Source organism: Emticicia aquatilis, from assembly GCF_014644295.1.
GTDB lineage: Bacteria > Bacteroidota > Bacteroidia > Cytophagales > Spirosomataceae > Emticicia > Emticicia aquatilis.
In genome coordinates, this window is record NZ_BMKK01000003.1 from 297,603 (window position 1) to 312,715 (window position 15,113).

The window sequence follows — 15,113 nt, forward strand, 5'->3', positions numbered from 1 at the left end:
AACTCGCAAAATAGAATAACAGCATTAATTAAAAAATACAAACTTGTTTGTATTTTTCTAAATCGGAACATCAATCTTAATCGTCGTTCCTTCTTGGCTCGAATCAATTTTTACATCACCTTTCAAATATCGGGTTCGTGAATGTAAGTTTTTTACGCCAATTCCGCTCTCAGTATCGTCTAATTTGCTGATTTCAAAGCCTTTACCGTTATCTTTTACCAGCACGATTAGTTTTTGAGGCTTGTAATCGAAAGAAATTTTTGCCTCCGAAGCACCCGAATGTTTCAGAATATTATTGATTAATTCACTTACAATGCGGTAAATCTGCACTTCTTTTTGGGTACTAATTCTTTGTTCTTCGCCTTTTACGGCATAATTAAATGAGACACTTTGTGTTTGATTAAGTTTTAAAACCAATTCATTGACGCTCTGAATAAGGCCTTTTTCGGCAAATTCGAGAGGAAGAAGGTTTTTTGAAATCTTGTTTAAATCTTGATTGGCTTTATCAATGAGTTTTAGCGAATCGGTCAATAAAGCTGTTGATTCGAGGTTTTTAATTTGGTTTTGGGCCGCAATTAATTTTTCGCCAACGCCGTTTTTAAGCATAAAATTTATTTGTTCTCTCTCTGACTCAAGCGAGTCGATTACGCCTTGATTGACTTCCTGTTGAGCTTGGATTAATCTAATTTGTAATTGTTGGTTTTGGGTATGAGAATTTTGGTAACGAACCGATAAAATATAAGTAAAAAAGATGAGGTCAATCAGAAAAACCCAAAGATAGATAATGTGCGGCTCGGGAGTTATTAAATCTAATTCTTGGTATTGTTGGAGCAAGTTTTTGATGATTACAAGCACAAAACCCAATAATTGAATCAGAATGGCAATAGAAAAAAAACGTTTTAGAATATCGTCGGAGCGTAAATGTGCAAAACCAATAATCAAAAACACAATGGTAGCCAATGAAGAAGAAACCGAATGAATCTTGGCACTGAGATTATAAAGATTATGAGTTATTGTAGAGCCTGTTAGCTGTAAAATTAGAAAAATACAAAAAAGTGTAAAAAAGAAGTACTTGAAAAACTGTGAAATGTAAAAGAGTTTTTTGCGGTATTTTTTGAGTTCAAAGAATGCTTGCTGAAACTGAATCATGGCTGGTAAAAATAGCCAAAGAGCTTGTAATAAAGGATTTGGCCGATTGAAAATCGGAAAATCATACCAAAAAAACTGAAAACCCAGCCCAGCATCAGTGAGCTGTCGGAGCGAAAGACCAAGTATATATAACGTAAACCAAATATAAATAGGGTCTTTGGTGAGCCAGCCAAAAATAACATTGAGTACCACAATCAAAAGCACAATGCCGATATAAAACCCCCATAAAAAATAAGTTCGTTGGTCGCTATTTTCAAAATCATGGGTATTCCACAACAAAATTTTAGTAACTAAATTTTCTTCTCTTTTGTCGATTTTTAGTAAATAGGTAGCATTTTGGTAAGAATCTAAGCTGATGGGATAAACAAAAGTCTTGGTTGGCGATGGTCGTTGACTAAATTTTAACCAATCGCCAGTTTTTCCGAGCGAAATAAGTTGGTTGTTTTTCAGCTCAAATAATTCCAATTCGTTGATTGAATTATTCGTGATTTCGAGTGATAATTCTTTAGGAACAAGTTCAGATTTGAGCTTGAATCTAAACCATTGAATGGCTTTTGTATTACCAAAATTGCTTTGGTTGGGTGATATTTTTTCAAATAAATGGCTTATAATCAGCTGATTAGGCAAAGTTGTATTTTGCTGGTCTTGAAAATGTTCGATTTCGAGAGGCAAAGAATTAATGTTTTTTACAGAATGAAAATGATACCACGAAAACCCAAAGATTGTCGAAATCACCAATAAGAGCAATATAATTAGGTTTCGGGTCATTGGGCTTTAGCAATTAGATGATTATTGGTCGGTACAGTCAATATTACTGATGTGCCATGTTCGCTCGAATCAATTAATAATTCACCTTTTAGGTATTCAGCACGGGCATAAAGATTCCGAATACCTTTGCCATCGTGGGTAGCATTGCCAAAACCTTTGCCGTTGTCTTCCACGATTAAGTTCAGAAAATCTGCATGATAAATCAATTGTATGGTAGCTTCCGTTGCTTCTGAGTGGCGTTGAATATTGTTTATGAGTTCGGTCAGAATCCTAAAAATGACCAATTCGTCCGATTCTGAGAGTTTTTTAGGCTCACCAATCGTAATGAAATCAAATTGCGTTTTTTCTGAATTTATCTTTCTAATACTTTCATCAATCGTGCGGGAAAGAGCAATTTTATTAAAGTTTTTAGGCATTAAAGTGTGCGAAATCGTGCGGAGTTCTTCGGCTGCTTTATCTATTATGATTTGAGCATTTATCAATTCTTTTGATTTTTTATCTCGCCCCAAAACCGACAAATAACCTTTTGCGGTAGCCAAAGTTGCACCAATATCATCGTGCAAATCTTGTGAAATTCGCTTTCTTTCTTCTTCCAGCGACTCAATGATTCGTTTCTGGCTTTCTTGCTTCGTATTTAAAATATTAAGTTCGAGGTTTTGGTTTTGCCTTTTATAGCTTTCAAAACGGTAAACCAAACCATACGAAAAAAAGAAAATATCAATAACTACCACAATTCCCATCACCACATAAGTTTCGATATCGAAAGGTAAATTAAAGCCGTTTGACTGACTTAAATTCAGTAAAGTGACGGTTGTGTAGCCCAAAAACTGAAAAAATAGTGCATAAGCATAGTATTTTACGAGTTTTTCTTTTTCGTTGCGTTTTTCGTAAAGACTCACAACTGTTAGTATGCACATTATCAATACAAAAATCGAAGTTGCCGTAGCCACGGCTTTATACATGTAAATTTCTTTGCCTTTTGGTTCAAAAAAATGAATGCTAATGGCTGTCAAAAGAGCAATCGTCAAAAAAACTTTGAAAGCGATAATCCACTTAAATACTTTACTATTTCTTCGAGTTTGGTGCAGAAAATACTGCATAAATGTGAGTTGGGCAATCATTGCTCCCCAAATGTAGAGATAAACGGGGTCGTAAATATTGAATTGCGGATAATCATGCCAGAGATATTGAAACCCCAAACCTGCATCCGAAAAAAGGTGCATCGTGATGCAATGTTGGTAAAGAATATACCAAAAATAAATCCAGTCTTTGATGATAATCAGCATCACGAGATTAACTACCAACAAAATCATAATAATACCGATATATATTCCCCAAACTACATATTCTTGTCTGTCGGTTTTCTTGAAATAATCATACTGAAAAAGTCGAATCGCAAATGATAAAATAGCATTTGGCTGATTGATATGTAGAAAATACTGGGTTTTTTGATTGGGTTCTAACCTCAGTAAAAACACATAATTGTTGTTATAATAAGGTCTTTGTTCATACTTATAAATGTCTCCTGCAAAGCCTAAAGAACGAATTTCGTCATTTTTTACTTCAAAAAGCTCAATATGGTCGATGTTGGCGTACTCAATTTCGAGTATCAACTCTCGTTTTTGTGCAGCATTCACTTCAAAACTTAGCCAGTGTTTAGCCTTTGTATTATGACCAAAATTTTGTCGATGAGTTGTACTTTCTGATAAAATAAACTTCTTGTTTTCGTACAATTTTATGGCTTGCAGAATATCAATATCGCCTTCGGGGTGTTCGAGATGAAAAATGAAGTCTTTGAGAGGAAGTTCGCTTGCAGCATTTATATCTAAAACTTTCTGCCCCATAGCCATATCAAAAACCAGCAGGAGCAGTAAGCAAGTAAAGTAGTTTTTCATGGAGTAGGGTAAGAATTTGTCAAAAATAAGGAGATAATCTGAAAATACAAACAAGTTAGTATTGAAAAAGGGGTAGTGAATCTGCCAACTTTGCATCATCGAAAGGTCGTTAAGATTTGCAGTTTTTAAGCAGCGATTTCAACAAAATTCAAAAATACAAACAAGTTAGTATTGAAATCGGGGTAGCGAATCTGCCAACTTTGCATCATCGAAACAGTAGCCATCGAAATATTTACAATCAAAACTATTTTTTTAAAACAGCCACGAAAATTAAATTATTAACAATAAAATAAAACAAAAAAAACAATCATGAAAACTACAATTTTAAGTATCGTATTTTTATTAATTTCAGTTCTTACGTTTACTGCATCAGCTCAATCCGAAATGCCAAGTTATGATAGCTCTACCGAGGTTCGCTTATCAAATGGCATGAACACTTTTGCTATACCAAATTCAAAATCAAGCCTTCGTGTCATTGTTAGAAATGGCGATATCATTCAAGCCGTAGTACAAACCGAAGGTGGGAAAAGTATCAAAGCAGACCTCAATGAAACAGCAGGTCCAGAGGTTCGTAGCGACTGTGGTGAATGTGGGAAAAACAAATATATTGCCTTCACATGGAACGATGACAGCGGTAATGGTGGGTTTGGTTGCAAGGCGTGTAAAGGGAAAAAAGCACCAAATTCTTCATCAAATAATGAGCCTGAGTCTTTGACAATTTATTTAAAAAATGGCCCAAGAAATTAATCATTTTGATAACGACTTTGAAAAGAATTAGCCCTGCGTGGTAGGTCTGACTCGTGAACTTGAACAAATTATCAATGTCGTTGTCAAACTTAATAAATAATTTTTAAAAGCAATTAAACAATCAGCCATGAAAAACACAGTAATAACTTTCGTATTTGTACTTGCTACGGCATTTGCAATAAATGTTGCAGCACAAGATGCTCCAAGTGCTTCACAGCAAACCATATACCTTCGAGAGGGCATGAATACAGTAGTATTTAACCAATTTGGCACACTTAGATTTTTGTGTCGTAACCAAGAAGTCAGCAATGTAACATTGCAAGACGAAACAGGAATGCAACTTAGGTCTAAAAGAGCCGAAGCTTCAGGAGATTCCCGTGAGTTTGATTGCAAAGGGAATATAATTTATTTTAAGAATGAAGAGAAAGGAATCAACGTTTATTTCTGTCATTCGGATATTACAAATGAAGGCAATAGCTCAGGGAAAGTCCAAAATCGAAGAGTAGAAGTTAAACTTTCAAAATGATTTTATTTTAAACAAATTTTTCAAACAAAAAACAAGCCATGAAAAAAACAATCGTAGTATTCGCCCTTTTATTAGTAGCCTTCGTAGGCAAAGTTTCAGCACAAAGATATGAGTTGGAAAATGTTTTGATAAGTTCCGTCAAAATGACCGAAGGAACTAACACAGTTCAGATTCCCAACGGAAGAGGAACAATCAGATTTGTAAAGCGAGGAGAAACTTTCTCAAATGTAATTTTCCAAGATGCCGCAGGTAAAATTGAGCGACTAAGCCCAAGTGATGGCTCGGTCGAAGGAGCTCCAACAATTCCTTGTAAATGTCCAGTGCCAGATGCGTGTTTCGGAACAGCCAACAAAAATATTGGAATGTGTATGTGCAAACCTTGCGATTTGTCGAATGGTCAAAATGAATGGAATATCGGGCTTTTATTGCCAGCCGTTCAGAAAGTAAGAGAAGCAGCATCAAGATTATAAACTATTCATTATCAATTCTTTAAAAAAAGTGGCGATTGTATCGTCTAATAAAATATCATGAAAACTAAATTTTTTGTAGCCGTAATTATCTTTATTTCAAGTTTTAGTACAGCCGTTTTTGCACAAACCTCACGTGAAAATACAGTAGAAAAAAACGTAAGATTGGTAGAAGGAAATAATACCATAGATTTTGGAAGAGCAGGAACGCTTTTTATTACCAGAAGAGGTGGAAAAACAGTAGCGATTAGAATGAAATGCCAGAATAATCTCAAACAATTAGCATTAGGCAACCACGATGGTAGCACCAACGGTGGCTTAGATTGTGAGTGCGGCATCAAAGTTATCACCGAAGGATGGGCCGAATGTATTCCTTGTCCTGCCCCTGGGCTTCCATTTATTCCATCGGGAGATTTAACCCGAATCGTTTGGAAATTGGATGATAATAATAGTCCAAATACTGGAAATTGAAATATCATTTTTTCATAGTAATTATAAAACCAGCCATCTTTAAAGGTGGCTGGTTTTGTTTTAAATGACTAATAGCCAAATAATTACGCAAAAATACAAACAAGTTTGTATTGAACTGAGGCATCAAAAAAGTGCAAATTTGTATCATCAATCTGATACAGATTTTAGCCATGAAAACTATCTTATTTATCGTTATTTTAACGTCAAATTTTACTTCAATCCTTGCCAATGATTCTACCCAAACAAAGGCAGATTCTATAAAAATACCTGCACCAAAACTAAGCATTACGGGCGATTGGAGTATATCGACGGGTTATTACAAAATGAATGGTCTGGATTCACCTCGTGGACAATTTAATCCGTGGGGAATAAATGGTAAGCTCAGTATCAAGACCAGCAATGGTTGGTTTGTGCCTATTACGATGGTTTATAGTAGCCAAAATAACCGCTTTCGACAACCTTATAATCAAGCAGGGGCAAGTCCTTTGTATAAAAACTGGTTGGTGCTGCACGGCGGTTATCGAAATGTATATTTTTCACCTTTTACATTGGCTGGGCATACTTTTCTCGGAACAGGCATCGAACTCAATCCAAAAAAACTCAGATTTGGCTTTATTTATGGAAAATTCAATCGTGCGATTGAAAATAATTTTGCCGAACCAGACCGAATTCCTTTTTTCAAACGCACAGGTTTCGCTTCCAGAATTGGGGTTGGTACAAAAACAAATTACCTTGATTTGATAGTTTTAAAAGTAGCCGATGATGTAAATTCTATCAGCTTACCAGCTGATTATCAATACACTAAGCCTGCCGAAAACTTGGCGTTTGGTATAAGTTCAAGGCTGAAAATTAAAAAGAAATTTATGTTTGAGTTAGATGGTTCGGTGAGTGCCTACACACGAGATAGTCGCACCGAAGCCATCGCCGAATTTATTAGCATCAAGTTTTATGATGTCATCAAAAAAGTGTTTATTCCACGGGTTTCAACGCAACTTTCGACGGCCTTTCAATCATCAATTGCTTATAAATCAAAGTTTTTTAATACCAAAATTCAGTATAAACGCATTGAGCCAGAATTCAAGACAATGGGTGCGTATTATTTTCAGAATGATATTGAAAGCTATACTTTTAATCCAAATGTGAATTTGTTTAAAAGCAAGTTGAAACTCAATACGAGTATTGGTTTGCAGCACGATAATCTGTTGAATCAGAAAAAAACACAGACAAATCGACTTATTGGTTCGGCGGCGGTTGTGTATGCTCCAAATGAAAGTTTCTCGACAGATTTTTCGTATTCTAACTACGGAATTACACAAAAAGCGGGTTATTTACCCATTATCGACACACTCCGAATTGCCCAAAATAATAAAACTCTTTCTCTCAATTCGATTTATATGCGTATCGGTGAAAGCAATATGCAGACTTTTATGGTTTCGGCAATTTATCAAGAATTACAAGATTTGAACAGCAGAACTGCTCTTTTCAACGAAAATCAAAACTGGAATTATAATGCCAGTTATTCTTATCAAAACCTTCTTTCAAACTTCGACTTTAGTCTAAATTATTCCTATACACTCACCAAATCGGCTGATATTGAAAGTGTTTTTCATGGTCCAACCGCCAGTTTTAATAAACGTTTTTTGAAAGAAAATAACTTAGTTCTTTCTTCAAATGTAGGATTTATGTTTAGTCAACAAAAAATCTACGAATTCAATGATAATGGCAGTGTTATAAACGCTTCGGCAAATGCCTCTTATACATTTCTAAAAAAACATACTTTGTCGCTCAATTGGAGTTTGATACAAAATAAAGGTCAACAAGCATTCTCCGAAAACAGAGGTGCAATCGAATATCAACTAAATTTCTAAAGTCATGAAAAAATATATCTTACTAATAATCAGTGTTTTAAGTTTAAGTTTTACTTTCGCTCAGCAAGTTTCGGTCAATGTATCGGTTGCTCCGCCATACACGCCTTATTTACTTGATTATTTGTTTTCCACAGGAAAAATCACCCTTCAAGTTAAAAATAATACTCGCCAGATTCTGCAAATAAAACTGCTTGGAAGTATCACGGGCGATAACGGACTTTGGGTAAAAACAAAACCTAATTTTCAACCAACAAAGCCTATTATTTTAAATCCAAATGAGATAAAAATCTTTAAAAATTGGCAAGAACTACAAGGCTTTTTTGATGGGAATAATGTAGAATACTCCGAAATAAATCCAGAAGTTATCGCTCGAAACGGATTTCCCGAAGGAACTTATAATATCTGTTTGAGAGCTTTAGATTTTACGACTAATACAGTTTTATCTTTTGAAGAACCCTTGGGTTGTAGCAATCCTATCAGTATTCGATACGTCGAGCCGCCAGTTATTATTTTTCCCAAAGATGAAGATATTGTGAATATCGGTAATCGCCAGCCCATTATGTTCAATTGGTCGAATATAATTGGTTTGACAAAAGGTATTAGTTTTTCTTTCAAATTGGTAGAATTACCCAACGATGAAGTAAGCCCAAATGCTTACGTAGAAGCCGTTTCGATTCCGATTTATGAACAAAAAAATATTCGTTCGACAACATTAATTTATGGAAATAATATGCCAATATTGAAGCTAAATACCAAATATGCGGTCAGAATAACGGCTATTGATATTGATAAAAAAGTATCATTTCTAAACGATGGTCATAGTTTTGTAACAACATTTACCTGTAAATAACCAATCAAACCCATGAAAAAACTATCTAATTTCTTTTACACCCGAGCCAGTGGTTACCTTGTTTTAGGTTTTTTAGCCTTACAATTTACTTTTTCGGGGGCAATTCTGCCCTATTTTCAAAAACAATTCGACCCTGAACTAAATCGAGGTTTGATGGATTTAAGTTTTGGTTTTACTCCCGACAAAGGTTATAGTATTATTGAATCGTATGGCGAGAAAGGCCGAGAAATTTATCTCTTTGTCGAATCCTTCGTTGATGTCATTTATCCGATTATCTACACGCTTTCGTTTATCATGCTGGTTAGCTTTTTGTTCAAGAAAAACCAATGGCAAATGCAACGTTTTTCGGTAATCAATGTCATTCCGATTGGCGGTTTAATCTTTGATTTGTGTGAAAACTATGGAATTGTGCAAATGCTTCGAGCCTTTCCCGAAAAAGTTGAATTTTGGGCAACATTTGCTTCTAATTCAGGTTTAATTAAATGGATTTTTGCAGGAATAACCGTTTTGATGGTTTTGTGTGGTTTGGTAGGCTGGGCGATAAAGGCTTTAAAAAATAGATAACACTTTGTTGCAGAAGGTCGGCAAGGCTCAAAGCCTTGCCGACCTTGAAAATAAGACTCAACCTTAAATTCTAAAAAATATGAAAACAACGATTTTTGCTTCATTCTTTATATTGACAATGGCTATTCAAAGCTTTGCTGGCACGTTGCGTGGAGCGTGGGAAATGCAGCCAGAAAGCAGTGTTTCTAACGAAAGAGCGGTGATGATTGCCTCCGAAAATTATCTTTCGATTGCCATTTTTGAGAAAAATACGTACATCCGAACTTACGGCGGTACTTACGAAATTAATGATGCTGGTCTTATACTGACACTCGAATTTAATGATAAAAATCCTGAGAGTGTAGGCACGAAAATCACCTATAAGTTTAGAAGAAAAGATAACGAGTTTATGATTGAAAATCAAGCAAAAACAACTTGGAAACGCATTGATGAAGGAAAAGATGCTTTGTCGGGCAATTGGCGAATCTCGGCACGGGTTGGGCAAGATGGACAAATGACTGAAATGAAGCGTACAGCTCGGAAAACCTTAAAAATATGTTCGGGAACACGGTTCCAATGGTTTGCGATTAACCCCGAAACCAAGGAGTTTTTCGGTACAGGCGGAGGTTCATACACCCTCAAAGATGGTAAATATACTGAAACCCTCGAATTTTTCTCAAGAGATAATAGCAGGGTAGGAGCGTCGCTCACGTTTGATGCAAAAGTGGAAGGAGATAAATGGCAACATTCGGGTAAAAGCTCAAAAGGCGACCCTGTCAATGAAATTTGGGGAAAAGAGAAATAGCTTTTCCCCTTCATATTTAGATTTGTTGTAAAGCTGCTTCTGCGGCTTTTTTTACGATTGCCAAGTCGGTTGCACCTTTAAAACCACTAAAACCGCACGAAATAGTCGTTTCGTCATCTAACTGAATCGGTTGGCCACCTTCCCAGCCCATGAGTTCGGGCAGTGGAATACCAAAATCTCGGTAATTGAGTTTATCGGTAAAAATTAAACGCTCAAATTCGCCAGTTTTATAGCCAGTTATCCAAACTTGCGATGCTTTTCGGTAGGCCACATCGTAGTAGCGTCGGCCTTTTAGTTTATCATCACCCCAAATTTTGCCGTAAACATTGCCTTCGTCGTCAATGATACAAACTGCTACATTTCCTTCACAAATCCCCCAATCGGGTTCGCTATTTTGGTACGTAGGCACTTCGATTGAGATATTTTCGAGTATTTGATGAATAATTTGTTGGCGTTTTTGAGGTGTCATTTTAGAAGATTTTTATAAATAACCAATTGAGAAAAAAAGTAGTAATCGTGGCTAAACCGATTGATAAAACATAAGAGCGAATTACGAAGCCATCTGCTTTGAAAATATCAAAAAGGTCTTTGGTAAAAGCAAAGTAGGTAATTTCCAGTAAGAATGGCAACAAAAAATATAAATGTTGGTAGTTCTGCCCCAGATTAGTGTTTTTAGTAAAATAAAAAATAAGCGAACAACTAATAAAAATCGGAATAATAAAAATCAATTGTATAACAGGAGCAATGCCTACTTTTCTGCCCGCTGTACTACTGGTCACAATCAAAATATTGAAAATGAAAGCTAAAATGCCAATCGCTAAATAGAGGAAGTACATTGTTTAGTTTATAAGATGAAAACACCCTCAAATCAACACAATATCATTGGCATTTGCTACTTCGTAGTTGATTGTTTTTAGATTTGCTGCTAACTCAGCCGAAGAAACCTTTGTGCGGGCAACAGCCAGCATTTCACCGTGATTATCAACAATTTCTACAACTTCGCCCATTTCAAAATCACCTTTTACTTTTCTTATACCAACGGCCAACAAACTACTGCGTTTTTGGATAGCTTTGGCTGCTCCTGCATCAATCTGTAAAGTTCCTACCGTAACGCTTCCACTGGCCAGCCATTTGTTTCTCGACGATAAATTTACTTCTTGAGCCGTAAATTCGCTTCCTGCATCGCCTTTAATGGCTTTCAAGATGCCATCTTGCTCTTTCATTCCGAAAATAATAACTCTGATTCCCATTCGAGTGGCGAGCTTCGTAAAGGTGAGTTTTGAGGCCATACCGCCAGAACCAAGTGCCGATTTACTGTTATCAACCAAACCAAGAATCTGATTATCAATGTTTTCTATTTTACGAATGATGTTTTTGTCTTTATCCAAAAGTCCACCAACCGAAGTACAAATCATTAGCGTTTCTGCACCAAAACCTGTGGCAATGAGAGTTGCCAGTTCATCGTTATCCGAAAATTTTAACTCACGGTTACTCACTACGTCGTTTTCGTTGGCAATCGGAATGATATCGTTTTCCCACAATTCTTGGTACGTTTCTTTGAGTTGCAAAAACTGTTCACGATTGCCAAAATGTTGGCGTTCGCACAAACTTTGGGCAATCTGAATGCCGTATTGTGAGAAATATTTCGAGTAAATATTCAACAAAAGTGGGTTTCCGATGGCAGCGGCGGCTTTACGCTCGGCAATTTCACCCGAATAATTTTTGATAAAATGTTTTCCTGCACCCACCGCACCCGATGATACCATAACTATCTGATAGTCAGCGTGAAGAATGGCCACTTGGCGAGCAATATCGGCAATGATGGTTTCGTCAGGCTCTCCGTTTTTTTGAGTAATCGAAGCCGTTCCGAATTTTAGTATGAGGATAGGTTTTTGAATCATAATGGCAAAGATACGATTTTCAAACTACACAAAAAAAGCCTTGATAATCATTCGACTATCAAGGCTTTTAGAAAATGAGTCAGACCTGCGGTACAGACTCTATTGATAATTACGCCATTGCGAAAGTACCTTTACTTTCTGCACGTTTACGCTCGTTTTCGTCAAGATAAATCTTACGCATACGAATCGATTTTGGTGTAATTTCTAAGTATTCATCTTTTTGGATATACTCCATTGCATCTTCCAACGAGAAGTTGATTTTTGGAGCAATCTTCACGTTTGTATCTGAGCCAGATGCACGCATGTTGGTTAATTGTTTCGCAGTTTGTACGTTCACAACGATGTCGTTCTGACGGTTATGCTCACCAATTACCATACCCATGTAAACCTCTTCACCTGGGTCGATGAAGAACGCTCCTCTGTCTTGTAGTTTATCAATCGAGTAAGGAGTAGCTGGGCCATTACCGCTGGCAATCAATGAACCGTTTACACGGCCAGCAATTGCTCCTTTGAATGGCTCATAAGATTTGAAACGGTGGTTCATGATAGCTTCTCCGAAAGTAGCTGTCAATACGCTCGAACGCAAACCAATCAAACCACGTGATGGAATATTGAACTCAAGGTGTTGTAAGTCGCCTTTTGGCTCCATAATCAACAATTCACCTTTACGTTGCGTAGCTAATTCGATTACTTTACCAGCAGTTTCTTCTGGAACGTCAACAACCAATGTTTCGATTGGCTCGAGACGCTCGCCGTTTTCACCTTCTTTGTATAATACTTGTGGTTGACCAACTTGAAGCTCATAACCTTCACGACGCATCGTTTCGATAAGAACCGACAAGTGGAGGATACCACGACCGAATACTAAGAATTTATCTTCAGTATCGCCCGATTGTACTCTCAAAGCAAGGTTTTTCTCAGTTTCTTTCATCAAACGGTCACGAAGGTGGCGTGATGTTACGAATTTACCTTCTTTTCCGAAGAAAGGAGAGTTGTTAATCGTAAACAACATGTTCATCGTAGGCTCGTCGATTGAGATACGTGGTAAAGCCTCTGGGTTTTCCATATCAGCGATAGTGTCACCGATTTCGAAATCTTCGATACCTGTAATCGCACAAATTTCACCCGAAGCTACTTCTGCAACTTTTACTTTACCAAGACCTTCAAATACTTGTAATTCTTTGATTTTGTTTCTCTTGATTGAGCCATCCGCTTTACAAAGAGCCACTTGCATACCCTCTTTCAAAACGCCTCTTGCTACACGACCGATAGCGATACGACCTACAAAAGAAGAATAATCGAGTGAAGTGATTTGTAATTGAGCCGTTCCGTCAACTACTGGAGAAGCAGGAATATGCTCAATGATAGCATCTAACAACGGAACGATGTCGGTTGTTGGAGTTTTCCAATCAGTACTCATCCAACCTTGTTTTGATGAACCATAAAGACAAGGGAAATCAAGTTGGTCTTCTGTTGCTTCGAGGTTAAACATCAAATCGAAAACTTGCTCGTGAACTTCGTCTGGGCGGCAGTTTTCTTTATCAACTTTATTTACAACAACGATTGGTTTCAAACCTAATTGAAGAGCTTTGCCCAATACAAAACGAGTTTGTGGCATTGGTCCTTCAAAAGCATCAACTAATAAAATTACGCCATCGGCTAATTTCAATACACGCTCCACTTCACCACCAAAGTCAGAGTGACCCGGGGTATCAATGATGTTAATTTTTACGCCATTGTATCTCACTGAAACGTTTTTAGAAACGATAGTGATACCACGCTCACGCTCAAGGTCATTGTTATCAAGAATCAAATCACCGAATTCTTGGTTTTCTCTGAAAATTTTTGAAGCGTGAATGATTTTATCAACCAATGTAGTTTTACCGTGGTCAACGTGGGCAATGATGGCGATGTTTCTGATATTATTCATTAAATGTAATTGTTTAGTTCGTTGGCGTCAGCATTTACCCAACGGACGACGGATAAACAATGACGAAGAACACTTTTTCTTAAATAAACCGCAAAATTACGGAATATAAATGATAATTCCTTAACTAATTCAGACAATCCCCTGATTATCAAATTGTTAATAAGAATAGTACAATTATTTTTACGAAAATCAATAATTTGAACAATATCTATGGGCCTTAATCAGGTTTAATTTACCCTAAGTCACACTAATTTGGTAGATTTAGTGGTATTTTAATCTCGTGTTTATTTTTTTCTTGTAATTTTGCAAACCCTTTTTTAGAACTCTGTATATCAGATAATTACACTCAGTGAAAAACGTACAACAAGCCTTCAAAATACATAAGCAAACTTACCAAATCGTCGGATTTTGCCTTGGGATATTTTTTTCTACTTCGGGTTATGCCCAAACTTACAATCATACCAGCGTTTGGTCGAGATTATTGGTCAGTAAACAGATTAATAAATGGTCTTTGTCGGCCGATTTCTCTTACCGTCGTCAAAATGATTTTCGTTATTCAAAATATAATTTTTTGAGCAAACCTTTTCTTGATGCTCAACGAATAATTGTTGGGTACCGCACTACAAAATGGCTATTTAACCTTGGTATTTCGAGGTGGCACTCTTACCAAATTTTAGGGAAAGAGGCAGATTTTTTACGTACGCCAACCGTTGAATGGCGATTTACACCAGGCGTAGAGTTTTTTCAGAAAATCAATAAAGCTACTTTTCAGTGGCGAACCCAATATGAGTATCGAAGCTTCATTGACCGTACGGCTGGACGTTTTCGCCAGCGTTTGCAGCTTCGTCAACCTCTTTCCGAAGCCAATAGTTTGGTTTTTATGCAAGAATTTTTGTTTGGAGCTCCTCCAAATTCAACTAAAAAATATGAACAAAATCAGATTGGATTTACGTTCAATCATAATTTTACAAAACATTTAGAGTCGGAGTTGGGCTATCGTTACATTTTCCGCCGCCGCCGTACTACCGCCGAAATTGATAACGAAAATGCACTCGTAGTTGGGTTGATGTTTCGTTATTAACACAATTTTTAGTTTGTAATTTCCTTGTTGAACTAATTTAAAGTCAAAAAAATATAAGAAAAAGCAAATATTTCGGTAGCTAAGATTGAAAAAGAGTGCTTACTTTGCTATA

Annotated in this window: 15 protein-coding genes; 9 read left to right on the forward strand and 6 right to left on the reverse strand. The window is 36.6% G+C overall.

Features of this window, described 5'->3' with window-relative positions; translation table 11 throughout:
- Positions 1–57: 57 nt before the first annotated feature.
- Positions 58–1,917, reverse strand: a complete 1,860-nt coding sequence (locus IEX65_RS08660) for a sensor histidine kinase (protein WP_188765650.1) — start codon at positions 1,915–1,917, stop codon at positions 58–60.
- Positions 1,914–3,812, reverse strand: coding sequence for a sensor histidine kinase (locus tag IEX65_RS08665; protein ID WP_188765651.1), 1,899 nt, complete (start codon positions 3,810–3,812; stop codon positions 1,914–1,916). The genes IEX65_RS08660 and IEX65_RS08665 overlap by 4 nt, the downstream gene beginning before the upstream one ends.
- A gap of 309 nt (positions 3,813–4,121) precedes the next feature.
- Here IEX65_RS08665 and IEX65_RS08670 point away from each other — a divergent pair, with 309 nt between their 5' ends.
- From IEX65_RS08670 to IEX65_RS08705, 8 genes are all read left to right on the forward strand, one after another.
- Positions 4,122–4,559, forward strand: coding sequence for a hypothetical protein (locus tag IEX65_RS08670; protein WP_188765652.1), 438 nt, complete (start codon positions 4,122–4,124; stop codon positions 4,557–4,559).
- 127 nt (positions 4,560–4,686) lie between these two features.
- On the forward strand, positions 4,687–5,085 hold the full coding sequence (locus IEX65_RS08675) for a hypothetical protein (protein WP_188765653.1): 399 nt from the start codon (positions 4,687–4,689) through the stop codon (positions 5,083–5,085).
- Positions 5,086–5,123: 38 nt separating this feature from the next.
- The gene (locus IEX65_RS08680; protein WP_188765654.1) at positions 5,124–5,555 is read left to right on the forward strand and encodes a hypothetical protein; all 432 of its coding nucleotides are present in this window, start codon (positions 5,124–5,126) and stop codon (positions 5,553–5,555) included.
- Positions 5,556–5,612: 57 nt separating this feature from the next.
- Entirely contained in the window at positions 5,613–6,023 is a 411-nt protein-coding gene (locus tag IEX65_RS08685; protein ID WP_188765655.1) for a hypothetical protein, read from the forward strand.
- Positions 6,024–6,193: 170 nt separating this feature from the next.
- Entirely contained in the window at positions 6,194–7,891 is a 1,698-nt protein-coding gene (locus tag IEX65_RS08690) for a hypothetical protein (protein WP_188765656.1), read from the forward strand.
- A gap of 4 nt (positions 7,892–7,895) precedes the next feature.
- On the forward strand, positions 7,896–8,741 hold the full coding sequence (locus tag IEX65_RS08695; protein WP_188765657.1) for a hypothetical protein: 846 nt from the start codon (positions 7,896–7,898) through the stop codon (positions 8,739–8,741).
- A gap of 12 nt (positions 8,742–8,753) precedes the next feature.
- Entirely contained in the window at positions 8,754–9,305 is a 552-nt protein-coding gene (locus IEX65_RS08700) for a hypothetical protein (RefSeq protein WP_188765658.1), read from the forward strand.
- 79 nt (positions 9,306–9,384) lie between these two features.
- Positions 9,385–10,089: a membrane or secreted protein gene (locus tag IEX65_RS08705; protein ID WP_188765659.1), complete on the forward strand. Its 705-nt coding sequence runs from the start codon at positions 9,385–9,387 to the stop codon at positions 10,087–10,089.
- Positions 10,090–10,105: 16 nt separating this feature from the next.
- Here IEX65_RS08705 and IEX65_RS08710 read toward each other — a convergent pair whose 3' ends face one another.
- The 4 genes from IEX65_RS08710 to typA form a co-directional block, all read right to left on the reverse strand.
- Entirely contained in the window at positions 10,106–10,558 is a 453-nt protein-coding gene (locus IEX65_RS08710; RefSeq protein WP_188765660.1) for a GlcG/HbpS family heme-binding protein, read from the reverse strand.
- Between the two features lies 1 nt (position 10,559).
- The gene (locus IEX65_RS08715; RefSeq protein ID WP_188765661.1) at positions 10,560–10,925 is read right to left on the reverse strand and encodes a hypothetical protein; all 366 of its coding nucleotides are present in this window, start codon (positions 10,923–10,925) and stop codon (positions 10,560–10,562) included.
- A 27-nt stretch (positions 10,926–10,952) separates the two neighbouring features.
- On the reverse strand, positions 10,953–11,987 hold the full coding sequence (proB, locus tag IEX65_RS08720; RefSeq protein ID WP_188765945.1) for a glutamate 5-kinase: 1,035 nt from the start codon (positions 11,985–11,987) through the stop codon (positions 10,953–10,955).
- 112 nt (positions 11,988–12,099) lie between these two features.
- Positions 12,100–13,920 (reverse strand): translational GTPase TypA, encoded by a 1,821-nt coding sequence (gene typA, locus IEX65_RS08725; RefSeq protein ID WP_188765662.1) that lies wholly within the window; start codon positions 13,918–13,920, stop codon positions 12,100–12,102.
- 349 nt (positions 13,921–14,269) lie between these two features.
- Between typA and IEX65_RS08730 the strand changes: the two genes are divergently transcribed.
- Positions 14,270–15,001, forward strand: coding sequence for a DUF2490 domain-containing protein (locus tag IEX65_RS08730; protein WP_188765663.1), 732 nt, complete (start codon positions 14,270–14,272; stop codon positions 14,999–15,001).
- The last annotated feature ends 112 nt before the right edge of the window (positions 15,002–15,113 follow it).

Bases quoted from the DNA above. Each gene is read 5' to 3' on its own strand.
- IEX65_RS08660 (WP_188765650.1), bottom strand. From the start codon at position 1,917: ATGACCCGAAACCTAATTATATTGCTCTTATTGGTGATTTCGACAATC.
- IEX65_RS08665 (WP_188765651.1), bottom strand. From the start codon at position 3,812: ATGAAAAACTACTTTACTTGCTTACTGCTCCTGCTGGTTTTTGATATG.
- IEX65_RS08670 (WP_188765652.1), top strand. From the start codon at position 4,122: ATGAAAACTACAATTTTAAGTATCGTATTTTTATTAATTTCAGTTCTT.
- IEX65_RS08675 (WP_188765653.1), top strand. From the start codon at position 4,687: ATGAAAAACACAGTAATAACTTTCGTATTTGTACTTGCTACGGCATTT.
- IEX65_RS08680 (WP_188765654.1), top strand. From the start codon at position 5,124: ATGAAAAAAACAATCGTAGTATTCGCCCTTTTATTAGTAGCCTTCGTA.
- IEX65_RS08685 (WP_188765655.1), top strand. From the start codon at position 5,613: ATGAAAACTAAATTTTTTGTAGCCGTAATTATCTTTATTTCAAGTTTT.
- IEX65_RS08690 (WP_188765656.1), top strand. From the start codon at position 6,194: ATGAAAACTATCTTATTTATCGTTATTTTAACGTCAAATTTTACTTCA.
- IEX65_RS08695 (WP_188765657.1), top strand. From the start codon at position 7,896: ATGAAAAAATATATCTTACTAATAATCAGTGTTTTAAGTTTAAGTTTT.
- IEX65_RS08700 (WP_188765658.1), top strand. From the start codon at position 8,754: ATGAAAAAACTATCTAATTTCTTTTACACCCGAGCCAGTGGTTACCTT.
- IEX65_RS08705 (WP_188765659.1), top strand. From the start codon at position 9,385: ATGAAAACAACGATTTTTGCTTCATTCTTTATATTGACAATGGCTATT.
- IEX65_RS08710 (WP_188765660.1), bottom strand. From the start codon at position 10,558: ATGACACCTCAAAAACGCCAACAAATTATTCATCAAATACTCGAAAAT.
- IEX65_RS08715 (WP_188765661.1), bottom strand. From the start codon at position 10,925: ATGTACTTCCTCTATTTAGCGATTGGCATTTTAGCTTTCATTTTCAAT.
- typA (WP_188765662.1), bottom strand. From the start codon at position 13,920: ATGAATAATATCAGAAACATCGCCATCATTGCCCACGTTGACCACGGT.